This is a genomic window from Thalassobacter stenotrophicus, assembly GCF_001458315.1.
Taxonomy (GTDB): domain Bacteria; phylum Pseudomonadota; class Alphaproteobacteria; order Rhodobacterales; family Rhodobacteraceae; genus Thalassobacter; species Thalassobacter stenotrophicus.
This window is the reverse complement of record NZ_CYRX01000009.1, coordinates 108155-126547: the sequence shown is the minus strand read 5'-3', so window position 1 is coordinate 126547 and position 18393 is coordinate 108155. Positions and strand designations below refer to the sequence as shown.

Genomic DNA, 18393 nt, shown 5'->3' with positions numbered 1-18393 from the left:
TGCAGAATTTTCTTGCGCTGCACTTGCACAGTCGGTACGAAGACCCGACAAATTGATGCTAGGAGACGACCATGCCCCGTGACGCCGCCGAGAGCCACATCGAAACATCCGCCATTCTGCCAAACCTGCTTGCACTTACGGGTGATTCCGTCGCCGCAGCAGAGGCCCTTTTGGCCCGCGCCAAGGCGCTGATTACTGTCCAAGTTACCGACAATGATCGCATCTCCGGCCGTTTGATCGAAGAAAACCAGACCGCGACCCATGGCTTTGCTTGGCTGGCAACATACGTCGAATCGCTGCGTCAGATGCAGGGCTGGGCCGAGCGGATGGCCGCAGACGGCACCTTCAACGAGATGAACCAACTGATCCACCAGATCGCCTTTGGCGAATACCTGTGGCAGATGTACGGCGGCATCCCGATGAACCAGGGCGAAATGTTGCGCCCCCAAGACATTGGCCTCTCGCAAGGGGATCAGGCGGTGCTGATGACGCCTGCGGTCCAAATGCTCACACAGAACGGCAACACCCAAAACGCGCGGACCCGCCTTGTTGAGCTGATGCAAGAGGGTCAAGCTGAGGCGATGTTCGGCACCTCCGGCCTTGATGAAGAGCTGGAAATGATCCGTGAGCAATTCTTCCGCTACTCCAAGGAAAAGGTCGAACCCTTTGCCCACGAATGGCACCTCAAGGATGAACTGATCCCGATGGAAATCATCGAGGAACTGGCCGAAATGGGTGTCTTTGGCCTGACGATCCCCGAAGAATACGGCGGGTTTGGCCTGTCCAAGGCATCCATGTGCGTCGTTTCTGAGGAACTGTCGCGCGGCTACATCGGCGTCGGCTCACTGGGCACGCGCTCGGAAATCGCGGCTGAGTTGATCCTTGCTGGCGGTACCGAAGAACAGAAACAAAGCTGGCTGCCACGCTTGGCCTCTGCCGAAATCCTGCCCACCGCAGTGTTCACTGAGCCAAACACCGGTTCCGACCTTGGCAGCCTGCGCACCCGCGCCGTCAAGGATGAGAACGGCGATTACCAAATCACCGGTAACAAAACCTGGATCACCCACGCGACCCGCACGCAGGTTATGACTCTGCTGGCGCGGACCGATCCAGACACGACCAACTACAAAGGTCTGTCGATGTTCCTTGCGGAAAAAACCCCAGGCACGGACGAAAATCCATTCCCCACTGAGGGCATGACCGGTGGTGAAATCGAAGTGCTCGGCTACCGCGGCATGAAGGAATACGAGCTGGGTTTCGACAACTTCCACGTGAAGGGCGAAAACCTGCTTGGCGGAGAAGAGGGCAAGGGCTTCAAACAGCTCATGGAAACCTTCGAAAGCGCGCGCATCCAGACCGCAGCTCGCGCCGTTGGTGTTGCGCAATGCGCCCTCGACATCGCGATGCAATACGCGATCGATCGCAAGCAGTTCGGCAAGTCGCTGATCGAATTCCCCCGCGTTTCAGGCAAGCTGGCGATGATGGCTGTTGAGATCATGATCGCGCGCCAGCTGACCTACTTCTCGGCCCGCGAAAAGGACGAAGGCCGTCGCTGCGACCTAGAGGCAGGCATGGCCAAGCTGCTTGGCGCCCGCGTGGCGTGGGCAGCAGCCGACAACGGCCTGCAAATCCACGGCGGCAACGGCTTTGCGCTGGAATACAAAATCTCGCGCGTGTTGTGCGATGCCCGCATCCTCAACATCTTTGAGGGTGCTGCGGAAATCCAAGCCCAGGTGATTGCCCGCCGCTTGCTTGGCTAAACCGCCTCTTTTCTGAGCAGATCAAAACCCCCGGCGCTATTCCCTAGCGTCGGGGGTTGCTTTTTTCGGCCCTCAGCCACAGCTGTTAGGTCACGAGGGAGATCACCATGACAGATACGCGCCCTATCCTGCTCACTGGCGTCAGTGGGTTCATTGCCAAACGCATTGCCTATGACCTTTTGCAAAAAGGCTACCATGTGCGTGGATCTCTACGCAGCATGGACCGCGCGGATGAGGTGCGGGCCGCCGTCCAAGACCCCGGCGATGGGCGCCTCACCTTTGTTGAGCTGGACCTGACCCGTGATGCCGGTTGGGATGCTGCCGTCACCAGTTGTCAGGCGATCCTGCACACCGCATCCCCCTTTCCCCTAGCCTCACCCAAGAATGAAGAGGACCTAATCCGTCCTGCGGTTGACGGCACGCGCCGCGCGCTCAAGGCCGCGCGCATGGCAGGCGTGAACCGCGTCGTGCTGACATCGTCCATGGTGGCGATCCTCTATGCAGAGCGGCCTGCGGGCTACGCAGCCACCGCCGCCGATTGGACCGATGTCACCCACAAAAGCGCCTCAGCATATATCAAATCCAAAACCCTCGCGGAACAAGCGGCATGGGATTTCGTCAAACGAAACCCAGAGGTACAACTAACAACCGTGAACCCTGGCCTTGTGTGCGGCACGCCAATGGATAACCGCTTTGGCACCTCGCTTGAACTGATCCAGCGGGTCATGTCTGGCAAGGACCCGATGCTGCCGGATATTCCAATCCCCGTGGTGGATATTGAGGATGTCTCGGCCCTGCACATCATGGCGCTGGAACGCCCAGACACGATTGGCCAACGCATCATGGCCACGGATGACGTGCTGCGGATGCCCGCGATTGGCGCTCTGTTAGCCGCGACTTACCCAAAGCGAAAGATCGCAACCAAACCGGCACCGCGTTTTTTGCTCAAGGCGCTCGCGATGTTCGACACGTCGCTCAAAACCGCGATGCCCCAAGTGGGCCTGCCGATGCAGATCGACACACGCGCCACCACCGAAGGGCTGAGCTACCGCTTTGTGCCCTCGGACACAGCGATCCAACGCTCTGCTGAGGCCGTGATCAGCGGCGCTTAGTCCGTCTTCCCTCGGGGCGGCGCAGGGGGTATAGCCGCGTCATGGCTCAAAATCCTCCCTCGCTTCGGCCCGACCTCGCCCCCAAGCCCACCTTGCCCACGGACGCCCGCCCGGGGCAGCCGCGCATTGGTATGGTCTCTCTTGGATGTCCCAAGGCGCTGGTGGACAGTGAACGCATCCTGACGCGCCTGCGGGCCGAAGGCTACGCGATCTCACCCGATTATGCGGGCGCTGAGGCCGTGATCGTCAACACCTGCGGGTTCCTCGACAGTGCCAAGGCCGAAAGCCTTGAAGCCATCGGAGAGGCACTGGACGCCAATGGCCGCGTCATTGTCACGGGCTGTTTGGGCGCAGAGCCTGAGTACATCACCGGCGCGCATCCCAAGGTTCTCGCGGTGACCGGGCCCCAACAATACGAGCAAGTGCTGGACGCCGTGCACGCCGCCGTGCCGCCCAGCCCCGATCCGTTCGTAGACCTTCTGCCCGCCACTGGCGTCAGTCTCACGCCGCGCCACTACAGCTACCTCAAGATCTCTGAGGGCTGTAACCACACCTGTAAATTCTGCATCATCCCGGACATGCGCGGCAAACTCAGCAGCCGCCCCCATGCCGCCATCCTGCGCGAAGCCGAACGTTTGGTCGATGCAGGCGTGCGCGAACTGCTCGTGATCTCACAAGATACTTCTGCCTACGGTACGGACGTCAAAGGGCGCGATGCCAAACACCCCATCATCCCTCTGGCGCGCGATCTGGGCGAGTTGGGCGCATGGGTGCGGATGCACTACGTCTATCCCTACCCCTTCGTAAAAGACCTGATCCCGCTCATGGCAGAGGGGCTCGTGCTGCCCTATCTGGACGTGCCGTTCCAACACGCCCACCCCGATACGCTCAAACGCATGGCGCGCCCGGCGGCTGCGGAAAAAACGCTCGATAGGATCCGCGAGTGGCGCGATATCTGTCCCGACATTACCCTGCGGTCCACGTTTATCGTCGGCTACCCCGGCGAAACCGAGGCCGAGTTCCAAACGCTTTTGGATTGGCTAGATGAGGCGCAATTGGATCGCGTCGGCTGTTTTCAATACGAAAACGTCGATGGCGCACGGTCAAACGCCCTGCCCGATCATGTCGCCCCCGAGCTGAAACAAGAACGCTGGGAACGCTTCATGGAGAAATCCCAAGCGATTTCTGAGGCAAAGCTGGCCGCCAAAGTTGGCACCCGGATCGAGGTGATCGTCGATTCCGTCGACGAGGAAGGCGCGACCTGCCGCACCAAATCCGACGCACCCGAGATCGACGGCAACCTGTTCATCGACGAAGGGTTCGAAGGACTGACCCCCGGCATGATCGTTGAGGTCGATGTTGATGAGGCCGGTGAATACGATCTTTGGGGGCAAGTCGCCGCACAATCGTGAGGGCCTACGCCTCAGCCAACCACATCCTGACCGCGTCCTGCACATGCCGGAAGCGGTCGCCCCCCAAATGTTTCCCGCCGTACCAGCGCGTGACGACAACAACGGTGTCGTACAGGCCCTCACGCTCCAGCATCCGACAGATCACAAGACCCGCGCCGCTTTCGCCATCGTCATTCTTGACCGGCCCGCTCTCCAGCAAAAGCCCCCAAGTATTATGCGTGGCCCGCGCAAATTTCTTGTTCCGGCAAAGCGCTTTGACAAAGGCTTTCGCCTCTTCTGGCGATGCCGCGGGCCCGCCCGCAACCGCATAGCGCGAGCCGCGATCAGAAATCACGTTCTCCATGATCCTCACGCGAACAGCCCCACTAGGATCACAACCCACGCAAGCCCTACTGCAATCCCCGCGAGAGATGCCGCACAGGACCCAATGTCCTTTGCCTCCCCGGCCAAGGGATGCCGCTCCAATGAGATATAATCCACCACACGTTCAATAGCGGTATTGAGCAGTTCAATCACCAACACAAACGTCCCGCCCATCACGATGATGGCCACCTCAACCGCGCTGAGCGGCAGGATCAATGCCGCAAGCACCGAGATGCCGTGCATCAACGCCCAAGCCCGCAAGGCCGTTTCGCTTTTCCAAGCAACCCTCCAGCCAGCCCAGCTCCACGCTGATTTCTGTCGTAGTTCTTTTAGGGTGGCGCGCATCCGGGTCTTCTCCAAGCTTCACGCCTTGAGACCAGAAACACACGACGATGAAAAGAGGACTAAGGCTCAGCCTTCGCCACAGCGGGTGGAAGCTTGATCCACTCAAACACCTCCGCGTTCATGCACGCAGACGGCACGGTCTGCGCACCCCATTCGGATTTGCCAAGCCAACACTCACACTGCTGCACCCAATCGCATCCGCGACACCGATGCACCACATCAGCCCATTCCTGCGCACTTAGACGGCCATCCGCATAGGCCTGCACAAGGTCAGCACCGCTGGCCTTGGCCATGGAGACAGCCAGCCAATAGTGGCGGTTCAGCGTGCCCAAAGGGGTCAAGTGATGTGTCATCGCAACGATCCTTTCGTTGGATCAAGGATCACATGAAATGACCCTTCGCGCTTTGCGCAGGATCAAAGACGGCCCTCACATGCGCGAAATCGCACGCAGCGCATCCCAACGGCTTTCGTTGTTGCAGGTCTCGGGCACCTCGCCCGCGTCCAGCGCCTTGGTGCAGCCGCCTACATCCCCGCATCCACGGCAACGCAACAGCATATCGCTGGTGTCGCCCGCCGACAGGGTCCCCTTGGCTTCTTCGGCACGCAGGTCAAATCCCTGCGCCTCCGCCATACGGTTCATAAGATCTTGATGAAGTCTCGGATCGCCCAAAGCCATGATGCACCCTTTCTCGATGACGTCAGACAAGGGGTAAGGGCTGCGCGAAATCCCGGCTTTGACCTATATCAAAGCCGCCAGATCAGAGCCCCGCCGCAACCCGGCGCACCGTCGCCACACGCGCGGCATTGGGCGGGTGAGTCCCTAAGAACCGATCACCGGGGTCCGGGATCCGCGCAAAGAACGCAGCCCCCCGCAACGGATCGAACCCTGCGTCATGGGTGATCACTGTGCCCAGCGCATCGGCCTCTAACTCATGTTCTTTGGAAAATCCCCGCGCCCCAACCGTGGCCCCCGCACGTGATAGCTGGTCCACCACCGCAGAGTTTGCACCGGTGATCGCGCCCACAAGGCTGCCCAAAATCGCACCCCCAACAGCGGCTTGCCGTTGCTCGGCCAAATGTTCTTCGATGTGGTGGGCAGCTTCATGGCCCATAACAAAAGCGATCTCATCAATATTGCGCGCGTCCGCAATCAATGCCTGGGTAAACGTCAAAAGCGGACGCCCCTCGGGGCTGAGGGATTGGAACGCATTCTTGGGGGCGTTGGGGTTTGGGTCTACCCGGAACAGAAAATCACAATTCAGCCCGCGCGTCTGTGCACGGCAGGTCCGCTCCGCCACGGGTTCTAGGCGGATGCGCGCGGCGTTGTAGTTGCGCATGGCTTGCGCCGCACTGACCGGAGCACCCGCCTGCGGCAAGGGGGCCGCATTGACAGGGGGCGGCGCGGACGTCGGCTCTACGCAGGCCGATAGGAACAGAAGCGACAGACCTGCGACACACGTTCTCAACATTGCGGCTCTCCTTTTCGACGCGGTCTCGCGCCCTACTTGTGACCAAAGATATAGGAATTCACCGTGCAAGACAAAAGCCATACCGACACGCGAGTGCTGTACAACGCCCAGTGCCCCGTCTGCTCGTTTGAGATCAACCACTACGACGCCTACAGCAAGGCGCAGAACCTGCCGATCCGGTTTGACGATCTGAATGCGGATGTTCTGGCCGAATGGGATATGGACGCTGACACCGCGGCCAAGCGTTTGCATGTCCTACACAATGGTCAACTGATCGCAGGTATCCCCGCGTTCTTGGTTCTGTGGCAAGAGATGCCGCGCTACCGCCTATTGGGGCGGATCGTGGGCCTGCCCTGTATCCGGCACGCGGCGATTGCGGCCTATGACTATGTCCTCGCACCTGCGATTTACGCTTGGCACAAACGCCGCCAAAACCGCGCGGTTGCCAAAGGCTGATCTCGCGGGCAGTGTGATCTTATGTTTTCCATTGAGCACACTTTCGACGCCTCGGTCATCACCCTCGTGGATGAAGGCGTAGGCCATTTGACCGAAGACATCACGATCAATGCCTTTGAGGATTGCGTGACCATTGAACAGGTCGACCCCACCACGGACATTGTACGGCGGATCACCCTGTCCCTGTCACAGGTGCAGGATTTGGCCGCTGCATTGAACCTGCCCGAAGGGGTCTATCGGCTCAAACAGGCTGAGGCTGAATAAGGCACACGCATGACGGTTGGTTTCTTTCACGATGAGCGGTGCCTGTGGCACTCTGGCGGGAATTACGCGGGCATGTTGCCCGTGGGCGGCTTGGTCCAGCCCATGGTCGGGGGGCTGCCAGAGAACCCCGAAACAAAACGCCGCTTTGTGAACCTGATGCAAGTGACGGGCTTGGCGCGTGAGCTGACCTGGTCCACTGCCCCCGCCGCCAGCACTGAGGACCTGCTGCGCGTTCACCCCCAAAGCTATCTGACCGCCTTCAAGGAAATGTCGGAGGCCGGTGGCGGTGAATTGGGCCTGCGTACACCCTTTGGCCCCGACGGCTACGACATCGCAGCCCTTTCGGCCGGGTTGACCACAGCCGCTGTCCAACAGGTGCTGCGCGGTGAATTGAACCAAGCCTACGCGCTGTCCCGTCCGCCCGGTCACCATTGCCTGCCGGACTTTCCCAACGGTTTTTGCCTAATGGCCAACATCGCCATCGCGGTTGAGGCCGCGTTGCAACACAAGCTGGCCGGGCGCATCGCCGTGCTGGATTGGGATGTGCACCACGGCAATGGCACAGAGGCGATCTTTTATGACCGGCCTGATGTCCTGACGATCTCGGTTCATCAGGAACGGAACTACCCCAGCGACACTGGCGGGTTTGAGGCGCGCGGCTCTGGCTTGGGCGAGGGGGCGAACCTCAACATTCCGCTGCCACCCGGCGCGGGCCACAATGTATACATTAAATCGATGGAGCAGATCGTCCTTCCGGCACTGCGCGATTTCCAACCGGACCTGATTGTCGTCGCCTGTGGATTTGATGCCGCGATGATTGATCCGCTCAGCCGGATGATGGCCCGGGCCGAGACCTTTCGCGTGATGACCGCGATGGTGCAGGAGGCCGCGCGCGATCTGTGCGGCGGCAAATTAGTGCTGAGCCATGAGGGCGGCTATTCCGAGGTCTATGTCCCCTTCTGTGGTCACGCCGTGATGGAGCAACTCACGGGTACCACGATCACCGCACCCGACCCGTTTGAAGAACGCTTCCGCGACCGTCAGCCCAGCGCGCGTTTTGATCAATTCGCCTTTGGGCTGCTGGATGAAATGGCGCAGGCGCTTTAATCCACGCGACCCGCGCCAAACGAAACCGCCGCGGCGCAGCAATGTGTTTGACTTCGCATAGGCCACTGCGGCACCTTACCCGCGACCACAGTGAGGATCTCCTTCTTATGAATAAAGTATATGGCAGTGCGGCGGAGGCTCTTGATGGGCTTTTGCACGACGGCATGTTTATCGCGGCTGGCGGCTTTGGCCTTTGCGGTATCCCTGAGTTGCTCTTGGACGCGATCAAGGACGCAGGCACGCAAAACCTGACCTTCGCCTCTAACAATGCGGGCGTGGACGATTTCGGCATCGGGATTTTGCTGCAAACGCGCCAAGTTAAAAAGATGATCTCATCCTATGTGGGTGAGAACGCGGAATTCATGCGCCAGTATCTGTCGGGTGAGTTGGAGCTGGAATTCAACCCCCAAGGCACCTTGGCCGAGCGGATGCGCGCAGGCGGTTGCGGCATCCCCGGCTTCTATACCAAGACCGGCGTAGGCACCGTGATTGCCGACGGCAAAGAGCACAAAGACTTTCCCACCGGGCCAGACGGCGCGAATGAGACGTATATCATGGAAAACGGCATCTTTGCCGATCTGTCCATCGTCAAAGCATGGAAGGCCGACGCGACGGGCAACCTTGTGTTCCGCAAAACGGCCCGCAACTTTAACCCGCCCGCCGCGATGTGCGGCAAGGTCTGCATCGCAGAGGTTGAGGAAATCGTGCCCACCGGGTCGCTTGATCCCGACATGATCCACCTGCCGGGCATCTACGTGCACCGGATCGTTCAGGGCGATCACGAAAAACGTATTGAGCAACGCACTGTGAGTGAGGGTTAAGACTATGCCTTGGGATAGAAACCAAATGGCCGCCCGCGCGGCACAGGAACTGCAAGACGGCACCTATGTGAACCTTGGCATCGGTATCCCGACGCTGGTGTCCAACTATATCCCCGAGGGGGTTGAGGTCACGCTACAATCGGAAAACGGGATGCTTGGCATGGGGCCCTTCCCCACCGAGGACAACATCGACGCGGACCTAATCAACGCAGGCAAGCAAACCATCACCGAGCTGCCGCAAACCGCGTATTTCGACAGCGCGCAGTCGTTCGGCATGATCCGTGGCGGCAAGATTGCGATGGCGATCCTTGGCGCGATGGAAGTCGCTGAAAACGGGGACCTTGCCAACTGGATGATCCCCGGCAAGCTGGTCAAAGGCATGGGCGGTGCGATGGATTTGGTGGCCGGTGTGGGCCGTGTGGTCGTGGTTATGGATCACGCCAACAAGCATGGGCAATCCAAGCTGCTAAAGGAATGCACCCTGCCCCTGACGGGTAAGGGCGTGGTTGATCGGATCATCACCAACCTAGGTGTGCTGGACGTTGTGGACGGTGGGCTGAAGCTGGTTGAGCTGGCCGATGGCGTCAGCGAGGACGAACTGCGCAGCCTGACAGAGGCCACGCTGATCAACTAAGCCTGTCGCGCGGCCTTAGTTGCCGCGCGCAAGGTCTGCAAAATTGAAAACGCACCCGTCCGAGGGCAACTCGGGCGGTGTGATGCACAGATTGCGCGCCACGTTCCATGCGGCCAACACCTTTGGCACATAGGCGCGGGTTTCTGCGAAGGGCGGCACGCCGTCATGTTCCCGCACGGCGCCCTCACCCGCGTTGTAGCCTGCAAGGGCCAGCAACACGTCGCCGTCAAATTCCTGCATCAACCAATCAAGATAAGCCACGCCGCCTGCGATGTTCTGGCTGCCGATCTTGCTGTCTTCAACGCCAAAGCGCGCGGCGGTGGCCGGGATCAGCTGCATCAGGCCTTGCGCCCCTGCCGGACTGACCGCGTCCGTGCGCCCCGCGCTTTCAACCGCGATGACAGCAAGCGCGAGGGCGGGCGAAATACGGGTGCCCGCCGATTGCATCAACAACGCGGGCCCATGGTCTGTCGCGATCTTGGCCAACAACTGAAGGGACGGCGCCGCGATGCCCGACCCTTTGGGCGCGTTGGTCACGTGAATTGTGGCCTCGGTGAACCGGCCCGCCTGCCCGTGGTCCCGCCACGGTGGGATCACATCCCAAAACCACGGCTGTAGGTTTCCTGTCGGCGCGGATGGCAACACCGGGGCCGCAATCGGTGCGGTGGCGGGCGGCGCGGCAACGATGGTCGGCGTGATTTGGATGTTGATACGGTTGGTCGCGTCCGAAGCCGGGGGCGTGACGGTCTTGAACGTCCACTCGCTGGCCCAGCCGAGTTGCGGGGCCAAGGTCAGCCCCAAACAGATAATCAAACGTTTCATAAAGCTGCTCGTCCCTGATTTTAGCGTCAATAGACGCGGGATCTTGGGGCAGAGCGTGCCACACACGGGCCGGTTTGACCAATGCGGTAAGTATGTTTCACCCCAATATCAGTGCAAAACCGCAACAATCGGGCCATTTTTGCGCGATTAGACCGCATTTTCAGAAAAATGATCACAGCTTGCCACGATTGTGCCTTATTTCGCCGCACCTATTAAGGAATGGCGCGGCCAGACGGGTCACCAAAGACCCGCGATTTATTCCGACGCCTGAGGCAGAGCAATGAAAGAGGCATATGATGATGAAAGCATTTCTTATTGATGATTCCGGCGCGATGGCGCTTGATTGGCTCGTTTTAACGGCCGCCCTTTTGGGACTTGGACTTGCCATTTCGGCCGTCGTTTCGTCCGGGGTCGATCATTTATCGGCACAAGCCATGACGGGTGTCGCCACCCAGAGCGTTGTTTTATTTAAATAAAAAAGATGTGGCCGCCTGTATTTTGGCGGCCCTGTCCCGACTGAATGCCTAAAATTAACACCTAATTTATCGTTAATATGTCTAAAGCTCGCCCTAAAGCCGCCCCGTTCCATCGGCAAAACTGACTTATCGAACGGCGCAAGCGCCACGATTTAAAAAAACGAGCTACACCAAGGAATATCAAAATGCTGAAAAACTTTATTGCAAGTGAATCTGGCGCCGTAACCGTTGACTGGGTTGTTCTGACAGCCGCTCTCGTGGGTTTGGGTCTTGCGGTTATGACTGTTGTGTCGTCCGGCGTTGAACAGCTTTCGACCGACATCGACGAAGAGCTGTCCACAATGGGCACGCAATCCTACACCTTCCTCGGCTTTACCGGCGGTTCGGGCGGCTAAGCCCCCAACCTATGATCTTGTGGCCTCGCCTTTGTTAGGGCGGGGCTACCACGATAGCTAAAATTTGATAAAAAGGCGGTTAGAACTCTAGGTTTTTAGGGTTTTTTCGGCCCAATTCGCGCCGCATTGCGGGTGCCTTATGCCCTCATCCGACGAGCACAGATCAGCTCTGGATGAACGAAACTGAGCATAAGGAACGAGCACATGCTTCTGCACGCAATCAAGACATTCACGAACGACGAAGACGGCGCTGTCACGGTTGACTGGGTTGTTCTGACAGCGGCCCTTGTGGGCCTGGGTCTGGCCGTCATGGTCGTGGTCAAGGACGGGATTTCCGATCTGGCCGGCGACATCGACACCGAGTTGAAGAAAGACCACACCACATTCACAATCGATCTGTCTGGTTCGGGCTCCGGCTCGGGCGGCTAACGCCCCACGCACCAACCGACACGATCACAAACCGCGCGGGGGCCTTCCGCGCGGTTTTTCGTACTTGGGAGCTGCCCCATGGAAACAATAAGCAAATTTTCGGGGATTTCCCCACCAACGCCGCTTCAATTCCCCGCCCGGACCATCCTTTCGCCCAATTTCAGGCCCAGAAAACGGTCATGAGGCTCCCGCATGCCGTTCAATGGGTAGGTGCGTCGGGACCCCGCATGGATGAGGCAATGGCCCGGGGGGTCAGTTAGGACAGACACCATGAGACTCGTATTTGGATTGGTTCTCATAATCGGCGTGGGGCTTGCTGGATTTGCGGTCTACTTCGCCAAAGATCGGTTTGATCAATACCAATTGGCCTTGGCACAGCAAAAGGCCGCGATCATTCCTTTGACCGAAGTCTTTGTGACCAAACGCCAGCTGCGGTATGGTCAACAACTGACGCCCGATGATGTGCAGGCCGTGAAATGGCCCGCAGACGCGCTGCCACCCGGTGCTTTTACCGAGCTTGCGCAGATTTTTCCCGACGAAAACAAAGAGCCCCGCACAGTGTTGCGCGTGATGGAACGCGGTGAGCCGCTTTTGATCATGAAGGTCACTGGTCCCGGTGAAGACGCGGGCGTTGCCGCGCGGCTGAGCAAGGGGATGCGGGCCTTTGCCCTGCATGTGGATGTGATGTCCGGTGTGTCGGGCTTCCTGCGTCCCGGCGACAGGGTCGATGTTTATTGGACAGGCACCGGGGCCGAGGGTCAGGGCATCACCCGGTTGATCCACGCCAACCTGCAATTGATCGCGGTGGACCAAGTCACGGATGAAGAACGCAATAACCCTATCCTTGCCCAATCCGTAACCGTAGAAACCACCCCCGACGTGGTGGCGAAACTGGCCCAAGCCCAGGCAACTGGCCGCCTGACACTCGCGCTGGTGGGTGTGACGGATGATGTTGCCAGTGCTGAAGTTTCGGCCGACGCCAGCTCAATCGTGGGGGAACGCGCGATCGCTCCGGTGGCAGAGGCCAAGCGCACCTGCTCCATCCGGGAGCGTCGCGGTAAGGAAGTGGTCGTGATCCCCTCTCCCTGCCCCGAGTGACGGGGTCTAAGTCTAGGTGATTTCTGCCCAGCGCGCCCAAAATCTTGTGGCGCGCTGTTGCTGTTTGACCGGGATTGTTGCCCATTTGCATGAAGTACGGACGTTAACAGCTTGATTCTTGCAATAAACCCCCACTTAGAGCATGGTCGCGGCTAATATGGGCACAGACCCACTTTTCGAGCAGCGGTGATCAGAGAGGCGAGATCACATGAAATTCAGACATGTTTTAACCGCGGGGCTTTTGGGCCTTGCATTCTTAGTCGGTCAGGGCGCGCCAACATCGGCGGAAACCCTCAGCATCATGCGCGGCACCGCACAGGCGCCCCTTAAGGTGCCGTTGAACCGCGCAATCGTTCTGGAAAGCGACACGGTCTTTGCTGAGTTGTCGGTTGCAAACCCCGCAATTGCCGACATCGCGACCCTGTCAGAGCGGACCATTTACGTACTGGGCCGCGCGCCCGGGCGCACGACGCTGACCCTTTTGGGCGCAGACGGCCGTTTGATCAGCAACGTTGAGGTGCAGGTCACCCCTGATGTGGGTGAGCTAAAGGAACGCCTGTCCGAGCTGTTGCCCGGTGAACCGATTTCGGTGCGCACTGCGAATGATGGAATTGTCCTTGCCGGGACGGTGTCCTCTTCGGCGCGCGTTTCTCGTGCCCTTGATATCGCCAACCGCTACGCGCCTGATCGGGTCCTGAACCTGATGGTTGTCGGCGGTACGCAGCAGGTCATGCTCAAGGTCCGCTTTGCCGAAATGCAGCGGTCAGTGTCGAAAAGCCTGTCATCGTCGCTGGGGATCACGTCGATCAACCCCGACATTTCGTCCTCTACGGCCACGGGCACTGCAACGTTGAACTCGGGCACCACGCCGGGCAGTGCTGCTTCCGTCAGCCAAGTGCCGAACAACGAAAATGCAGGCGGTATCGCCGTGGCATTTGGTGCAGGCGCTGTTCAATTCTCGATCCTGCTGGAAGCGCTTGAAGACAAAGGCGTCGTCCGCACATTGGCGGAACCTAACCTCACCGCCCTCAGCGGTCAGGATGCACGGTTCCTTGCGGGCGGTGAAATCCCCCTCCCCGTTGCGAATGAACGCGGTGGTGTGTCGGCCGACTATCGCCCCTTTGGCATCGACATGTCGTTCACACCAACGGTTGTGGATGGCGACATCATCAATCTTGTGTTGAATGCCAGCGTGTCCAGCATCGACAGCGCCAATGGCACAACGATCAACAACGCATTCGTGCCCGCCTTCCGGACCCGCGAAACATCCACCACAGTGGAACTGCGCGACGGTCAAAGCTTTGCGATTGCGGGCCTGTTGGAGGACGATTTCCAAGACAACGCATCGCAGGTGCCGTGGCTTGGTGACATCCCCGTTCTGGGCACCCTGTTCCGTAGCGCCGAATTCCAGCGTTCGCAGTCGGAGTTGGTTGTGATCGTGACGGCCCATCTTGTGACGCCAACAACCGGCGAAGCACTGGCGCTGCCCACGGACCGCATCCGCCCCCCCACCGAGCGTGAGCTGTTCTTGTTCGGCCAAGTGGGCAACACCAGCACATCGTCCAACACACGTGTTTCGACGCAATCTGGCTCTGATGAAGTGGCGAACCAAGACTTCAGCGGATCCTACGGCTACGTATTGGAGTAAGTGATCATGGCAACTTCCAAGCATTACTCACGTCGCGGGTTGATCATGATGGCTGGCACCAGCGGGCTTTTGGCCGCGTGCGGACAGGTTTCATTGGACCAAGTCGCAGGCGCGGACATCGACGAGGGAGCCTTCGGGAACCCGACGTTCAACAACCACCTCGCCCAAACTGGCCGCGTCAACGCACGCATCAGTCTTGCCCGCAAATTCGCGGAATCGGTGCCCACGACTGTTAACTTTGCATTCGACAGCGCCGTTATCGACGCGGAGGCCCAGCAGGCCATTCGCGCGCAGGCTGATTTCATGCGTCAGTTCCCAGAGGTCAAATTCTCGGTCTATGGGCATACGGATGCGGTGGGCGGCGAGGCCTCCAACCTGCGCCTTGGTCGGCGCCGGGCCCGCGCCGTTGTCAGTGCGCTTGGCCAATTCGGCGTCTCGGCGCGCCGGCTGGAGGCGCTTGTCTCCTTTGGTGAGCGTCAATTGCTGGTCCAAACCGATGACCGTGAGCGGGCGAACCGCCGCACCGTGACCGAGGTTTCGGGTTTTGTGGAAAGTGACCCAATGGTGTTGGATGGACGCTATGCGAACTTGATTAACCGCAACTATGCGGCAAGCCTCGTGCCCCGCAACGGCGAGTTGGGCCAAACGGATACCCCGCCACGCTAAGCATTGGTCAATACATTTGGGCATAAATGCCCCATGTCGACCGCGCCCCACAAAGGCGCGGTCGATTGCGTTTTCGGTACAGTAGATTGTGGCGCGGTCGTTGACACGGCGTGAACGATGACCACTCTAATACCACTTAGTTTCAGCTTTTCGGCCAAACTAATGCCCAGATTGCGGGTCAAACCAGTTCATGGGAACAGGTGCGTTTTGCACATGTGTACCCGGGGGACCGTTGGGGTCCCAGGATGTGAACTGGGTAATTTATTATGTCGAGCAACCTTGCCTTAACACCTGAACCAGCCGCGATTGTGGCCTGCACGGTTTCACGGGATGTCCAAGAATTTGACCTGCTGATTGAAGACATGGAAAGCGCGTTGGGCGAAAGTTGGGGTGACCTGACCTTCGAAGAAGCCCATGCCTTTTTGGAGCAGCCCGAAGCGCAGGAAATGGAATTTATCGCGGTGGCTGTTGATGCCGAGGATGAGGGCGACCTTGTCGAAGTTGGCACCATCATTCGCACCGCAAAAGCCGCGGGGATCAGGGTAATCCTGATCGCGGATGGCCTAAGCCCCACACTATTGCATGCGCTTTTACGCGACGGCGCGGACGATTTTGTGCCCTACCCCCTACCCGAGAGCGCCTTGGCAGATGCCATTGCCCGGGTGCGCGCATCAACCGAGGCTGCCATAGCGGCCCCGCCACAGGCAGAGCCGACGGGCAGTGCGCGCACGCAGCGGGGCTCTGGCGGGCGGTCCGGGGCGGAGCCGGTGTTGTTCGCGGTGCACGGCATTGCGGGGGGGTGCGGCTCGACCACATTCGCCACCAACCTTGCGTGGGAATTGGCCAACATCAGCAGTGATCAGCCGCTTGATGTGTGCCTAATTGATCTGGACCTTCAGTTCGGCACGGTCGCCACGTATCTCGATCTGCCACGCCGCGGTTTGATCTATGAAATCCTTGCGGACACGCAATCCATGGATGAGCAGGCCTTTCGCCAATCGCTGCTGCCGTTCAACGAAAAGATGCAGGTGTTCACCGCGCCCACGGACATTCTTCCGCTTGATTTGATCGGACCAGAGGACGTTGAGGCGTTGATCCGCCTCGCGAAGGAATGCTTTGACGTGGTGGTGGTCGATATGCCCAGCACGCTGGTGTCCTGGACCGAAACGGTGCTGCAAGAGTCGGACATCTATTTTGCCAATGTCGAGTTGGAACTGCGCTCTGCGCAGAATGTCCTGCGGATGATCAAGGCGCTCCGCTCGGAGCATTTACCCCTCGAAAAGATCAAATGGGTTCTGAACCGGACGCCCAAGAAAACCGACAGCACGACCAAGGGCCGGATCAAGCGCCTCTCGGAGAGCCTTGGGGTCGAGTTTGGCTACATGATCCCGGATGGCGGGCAGCAGGTGACCGACACCAATGATCACGGTGTCCCCCTGATGGAGGGTGCGCCCAAGAACCCGATGCGTAAGGAAATCCACGCCATGGCCGAGGTGCTGCATGCCGCCGCCATGGGTGATGCCGACAATCAAGCGAAACCCAAGAAGCGCTCCTTCTTCGGCTTCGGCTAACGAACTGTATGAGGTGGGTCGATGTTTTCACGCTATAAGAAACCACAGATGGACAAAGCCAAGCCCGTGGACGGAATGCCCGGCGGGGCACCTGGTGCGGCGCGTGTGGTTGCAAAATCCGAACTGACCGGCACCGCTGCGCCCAAGTCCAAGCCCATTGCGCAAAGCGCGCAAGCAGATCCAGCTGTGGCCGAGGCCAATCCCCCGGTCAAATCGCGGCCCGTCACCAAGACCGTGGCCGAGACACCATCCGACAAAGAACTTAAGCGGCGTCAGCGGCTCGAAGAGCTAAAGACCGAGATGCACCACCGGCTCTTGGACAACCTCAACCTAGCCGCCCTTGAGGGGGCCAATCCCAGTGATCTACGCTCAGAACTGGTCGCGATCTGTTCGGATGAGCTGTCCGAGATGGGCGTTGTTCTGAACACCGAGGATCGTCAGACGCTGCACAAAGAGCTGTTTGACGAAATCACCGGCCTCGGCCCGCTGGAGCCGCTTTTGCGCGATGAAGACGTGAACGATATCCTCGTGAACGGCCCCCACAACATCTACGTGGAACGCGCTGGCAAACTGTCGAAATCCGAAATTCGGTTCAAGGATGAGGCGCATTTGCTGCGTATCATCGACAAGATCGTGTCCGCCGTGGGCCGACGCGTGGACGAATCGAACCCCTACGTTGATGCGCGCCTCAAAGATGGATCGCGTTTCAATGCCATGGTCCCTCCCGTGGCCGTGGATGGCTCGCTCGTCTCCATCCGGAAGTTCAAAAAGGAAAAGCTGGGTGTAGACGAGCTGGTCAACTTTGGAGCCTTCACCGAGGAAATGGCCGCCTACCTACAGGCCGCCGTATCCACGCGGTTGAACGTGATCGTATCGGGCGGGACGGGTTCGGGTAAGACGACGACGCTGAACGCTTTGTCGTCATTTATCGGTCAGGCTGAACGGGTGCTGACGATTGAGGATACGGCCGAATTGCAACTGCAACAGGACCACGTCGGCCGGATGGAAAGCCGCCCCCCCAACGTTGAGGGCAAAGGTGCGGTGACCCAGCGGGACTGTCTACGCAACGCCCTGCGGATGCGGCCCGACCGGATCATCGTGGGTGAGACCCGCGGCGAAGAGGTTATCGATATGTTGCAGGCCATGAACACCGGCCACGACGGGTCCATGACCACGATCCACGCCAACAACGCCCGCGACGCGATTTCGCGGTTGGAAAACATGGTCGCGATGGCCGGGATTGAGATGCCGCTCAAGGCGGTGCGCGCCCAGATTGCCTCGGCTGTGAACCTGATTGTGCAGGCTTCCCGCCTACAGGATGGGTCCCGCCGGATGGTTTCAATCACCGAAGTGACCGGCATGGAGGGAGAGGTCATCACCCTGCAAGAGGTCTTTCGCTACGAGCGTTTAGGCCTAGAGCCGGACGGCACAATTATCGGGCGGTTCACTGCCACAGGCATTCGGTCACACTTTGCCGACCGCTTCCGCCAGTGGGGCTATGACCTGCCCGCATCCATCTATGAACCCGCGATCGACTAAGGGGT

General features: G+C 59.4%; 22 protein-coding genes. 16 read left to right on the top strand and 6 right to left on the bottom strand.

Features of this window, described 5'->3' with window-relative positions; genetic code table 11:
- The first annotated feature begins 71 nt into the window (after positions 1-71).
- The 3 genes from THS5294_RS02725 to rimO all read left to right on the top strand — a co-directional run bounded on the left by THS5294_RS02725 (position 72) and on the right by rimO (position 4284).
- On the top strand, positions 72-1760 hold the full coding sequence (locus THS5294_RS02725; RefSeq protein ID WP_058122540.1) for an acyl-CoA dehydrogenase family protein: 1689 nt from the start codon (positions 72-74) through the stop codon (positions 1758-1760).
- Positions 1761-1867: 107 nt separating this feature from the next.
- Complete coding sequence (locus tag THS5294_RS02720; RefSeq protein ID WP_058122539.1) at positions 1868-2872, top strand: NAD-dependent epimerase/dehydratase family protein; 1005 nt, start codon at positions 1868-1870, stop codon at positions 2870-2872.
- Between the two features lie 41 nt (positions 2873-2913).
- On the top strand, positions 2914-4284 hold the full coding sequence (gene rimO / locus THS5294_RS02715) for a 30S ribosomal protein S12 methylthiotransferase RimO (protein ID WP_058122538.1): 1371 nt from the start codon (positions 2914-2916) through the stop codon (positions 4282-4284).
- Between the two features lie 4 nt (positions 4285-4288).
- On the opposite strand, the gene THS5294_RS02710 is transcribed toward rimO, so the two are convergent.
- The 5 genes from THS5294_RS02710 to THS5294_RS02690 form a co-directional block, all read right to left on the bottom strand.
- Positions 4289-4627, bottom strand: coding sequence for a YigZ family protein (locus THS5294_RS02710; RefSeq protein WP_369793317.1), 339 nt, complete (start codon positions 4625-4627; stop codon positions 4289-4291).
- Between the two features lie 5 nt (positions 4628-4632).
- Positions 4633-4992 (bottom strand): diacylglycerol kinase, encoded by a 360-nt coding sequence (locus tag THS5294_RS02705; protein ID WP_058122537.1) that lies wholly within the window; start codon positions 4990-4992, stop codon positions 4633-4635.
- A gap of 59 nt (positions 4993-5051) precedes the next feature.
- Positions 5052-5345, bottom strand: a complete 294-nt coding sequence (locus THS5294_RS02700) for a DUF6455 family protein (RefSeq protein ID WP_058122536.1) — start codon at positions 5343-5345, stop codon at positions 5052-5054.
- A gap of 75 nt (positions 5346-5420) precedes the next feature.
- Positions 5421-5669, bottom strand: a complete 249-nt coding sequence (locus THS5294_RS02695; protein WP_058122535.1) for a DUF6455 family protein — start codon at positions 5667-5669, stop codon at positions 5421-5423.
- An 82-nt stretch (positions 5670-5751) separates the two neighbouring features.
- Complete coding sequence (locus tag THS5294_RS02690) at positions 5752-6462, bottom strand: M48 family metalloprotease (RefSeq protein ID WP_058122534.1); 711 nt, start codon at positions 6460-6462, stop codon at positions 5752-5754.
- Positions 6463-6525: 63 nt separating this feature from the next.
- On the opposite strand from THS5294_RS02690, the gene THS5294_RS02685 reads away from it, so the two are divergent.
- From THS5294_RS02685 to THS5294_RS02665, 5 genes are all read left to right on the top strand, one after another.
- Complete coding sequence (locus THS5294_RS02685) at positions 6526-6918, top strand: thiol-disulfide oxidoreductase DCC family protein (protein ID WP_058122533.1); 393 nt, start codon at positions 6526-6528, stop codon at positions 6916-6918.
- Positions 6919-6939: 21 nt separating this feature from the next.
- Complete coding sequence (locus THS5294_RS02680) at positions 6940-7182, top strand: DUF8831 family protein (RefSeq protein ID WP_058122532.1); 243 nt, start codon at positions 6940-6942, stop codon at positions 7180-7182.
- Between the two features lie 9 nt (positions 7183-7191).
- A complete protein-coding gene (locus THS5294_RS02675) occupies positions 7192-8289 on the top strand; it encodes a histone deacetylase-like amidohydrolase (RefSeq protein WP_058122531.1) in 1098 nt (365 codons plus the stop codon).
- A 107-nt stretch (positions 8290-8396) separates the two neighbouring features.
- Positions 8397-9110, top strand: coding sequence for a CoA transferase subunit A (locus THS5294_RS02670; RefSeq protein ID WP_038007966.1), 714 nt, complete (start codon positions 8397-8399; stop codon positions 9108-9110).
- Positions 9111-9114: 4 nt separating this feature from the next.
- Positions 9115-9744 (top strand): CoA transferase subunit B, encoded by a 630-nt coding sequence (locus THS5294_RS02665; RefSeq protein ID WP_058122530.1) that lies wholly within the window; start codon positions 9115-9117, stop codon positions 9742-9744.
- A gap of 15 nt (positions 9745-9759) precedes the next feature.
- Here THS5294_RS02665 and THS5294_RS02660 read toward each other — a convergent pair whose 3' ends face one another.
- Positions 9760-10566 (bottom strand): lytic transglycosylase domain-containing protein, encoded by an 807-nt coding sequence (locus tag THS5294_RS02660; protein ID WP_058122529.1) that lies wholly within the window; start codon positions 10564-10566, stop codon positions 9760-9762.
- 293 nt (positions 10567-10859) lie between these two features.
- Between THS5294_RS02660 and THS5294_RS02655 the strand changes: the two genes are divergently transcribed.
- The 8 genes from THS5294_RS02655 (at position 10860) to THS5294_RS02620 (ending at position 18388) form a co-directional block, all read left to right on the top strand.
- Positions 10860-11042 carry a hypothetical protein gene (locus THS5294_RS02655; RefSeq protein WP_058122528.1) on the top strand — a complete coding sequence of 61 codons (183 nt, stop codon included), beginning with the start codon at positions 10860-10862 and terminating at the stop codon, positions 11040-11042.
- 185 nt (positions 11043-11227) lie between these two features.
- Entirely contained in the window at positions 11228-11437 is a 210-nt protein-coding gene (locus THS5294_RS02650) for a hypothetical protein (protein ID WP_038007961.1), read from the top strand.
- Positions 11438-11641: 204 nt separating this feature from the next.
- Positions 11642-11866 (top strand): Flp family type IVb pilin, encoded by a 225-nt coding sequence (locus THS5294_RS02645; RefSeq protein WP_052068319.1) that lies wholly within the window; start codon positions 11642-11644, stop codon positions 11864-11866.
- Between the two features lie 270 nt (positions 11867-12136).
- Positions 12137-12964: a Flp pilus assembly protein CpaB gene (gene cpaB / locus THS5294_RS02640; protein WP_058122527.1), complete on the top strand. Its 828-nt coding sequence runs from the start codon at positions 12137-12139 to the stop codon at positions 12962-12964.
- Between the two features lie 208 nt (positions 12965-13172).
- Complete coding sequence (locus tag THS5294_RS02635; RefSeq protein WP_058122526.1) at positions 13173-14612, top strand: type II and III secretion system protein family protein; 1440 nt, start codon at positions 13173-13175, stop codon at positions 14610-14612.
- A gap of 6 nt (positions 14613-14618) precedes the next feature.
- Positions 14619-15278, top strand: a complete 660-nt coding sequence (locus tag THS5294_RS02630) for an OmpA family protein (protein WP_082644931.1) — start codon at positions 14619-14621, stop codon at positions 15276-15278.
- 266 nt (positions 15279-15544) lie between these two features.
- Positions 15545-16849 (top strand): CpaE/TadZ family protein, encoded by a 1305-nt coding sequence (locus THS5294_RS02625; RefSeq protein WP_058122525.1) that lies wholly within the window; start codon positions 15545-15547, stop codon positions 16847-16849.
- 21 nt (positions 16850-16870) lie between these two features.
- Positions 16871-18388 carry a TadA family conjugal transfer-associated ATPase gene (locus tag THS5294_RS02620; RefSeq protein WP_072936701.1) on the top strand — a complete coding sequence of 506 codons (1518 nt, stop codon included), beginning with the start codon at positions 16871-16873 and terminating at the stop codon, positions 18386-18388.
- The last annotated feature ends 5 nt before the right edge of the window (positions 18389-18393 follow it).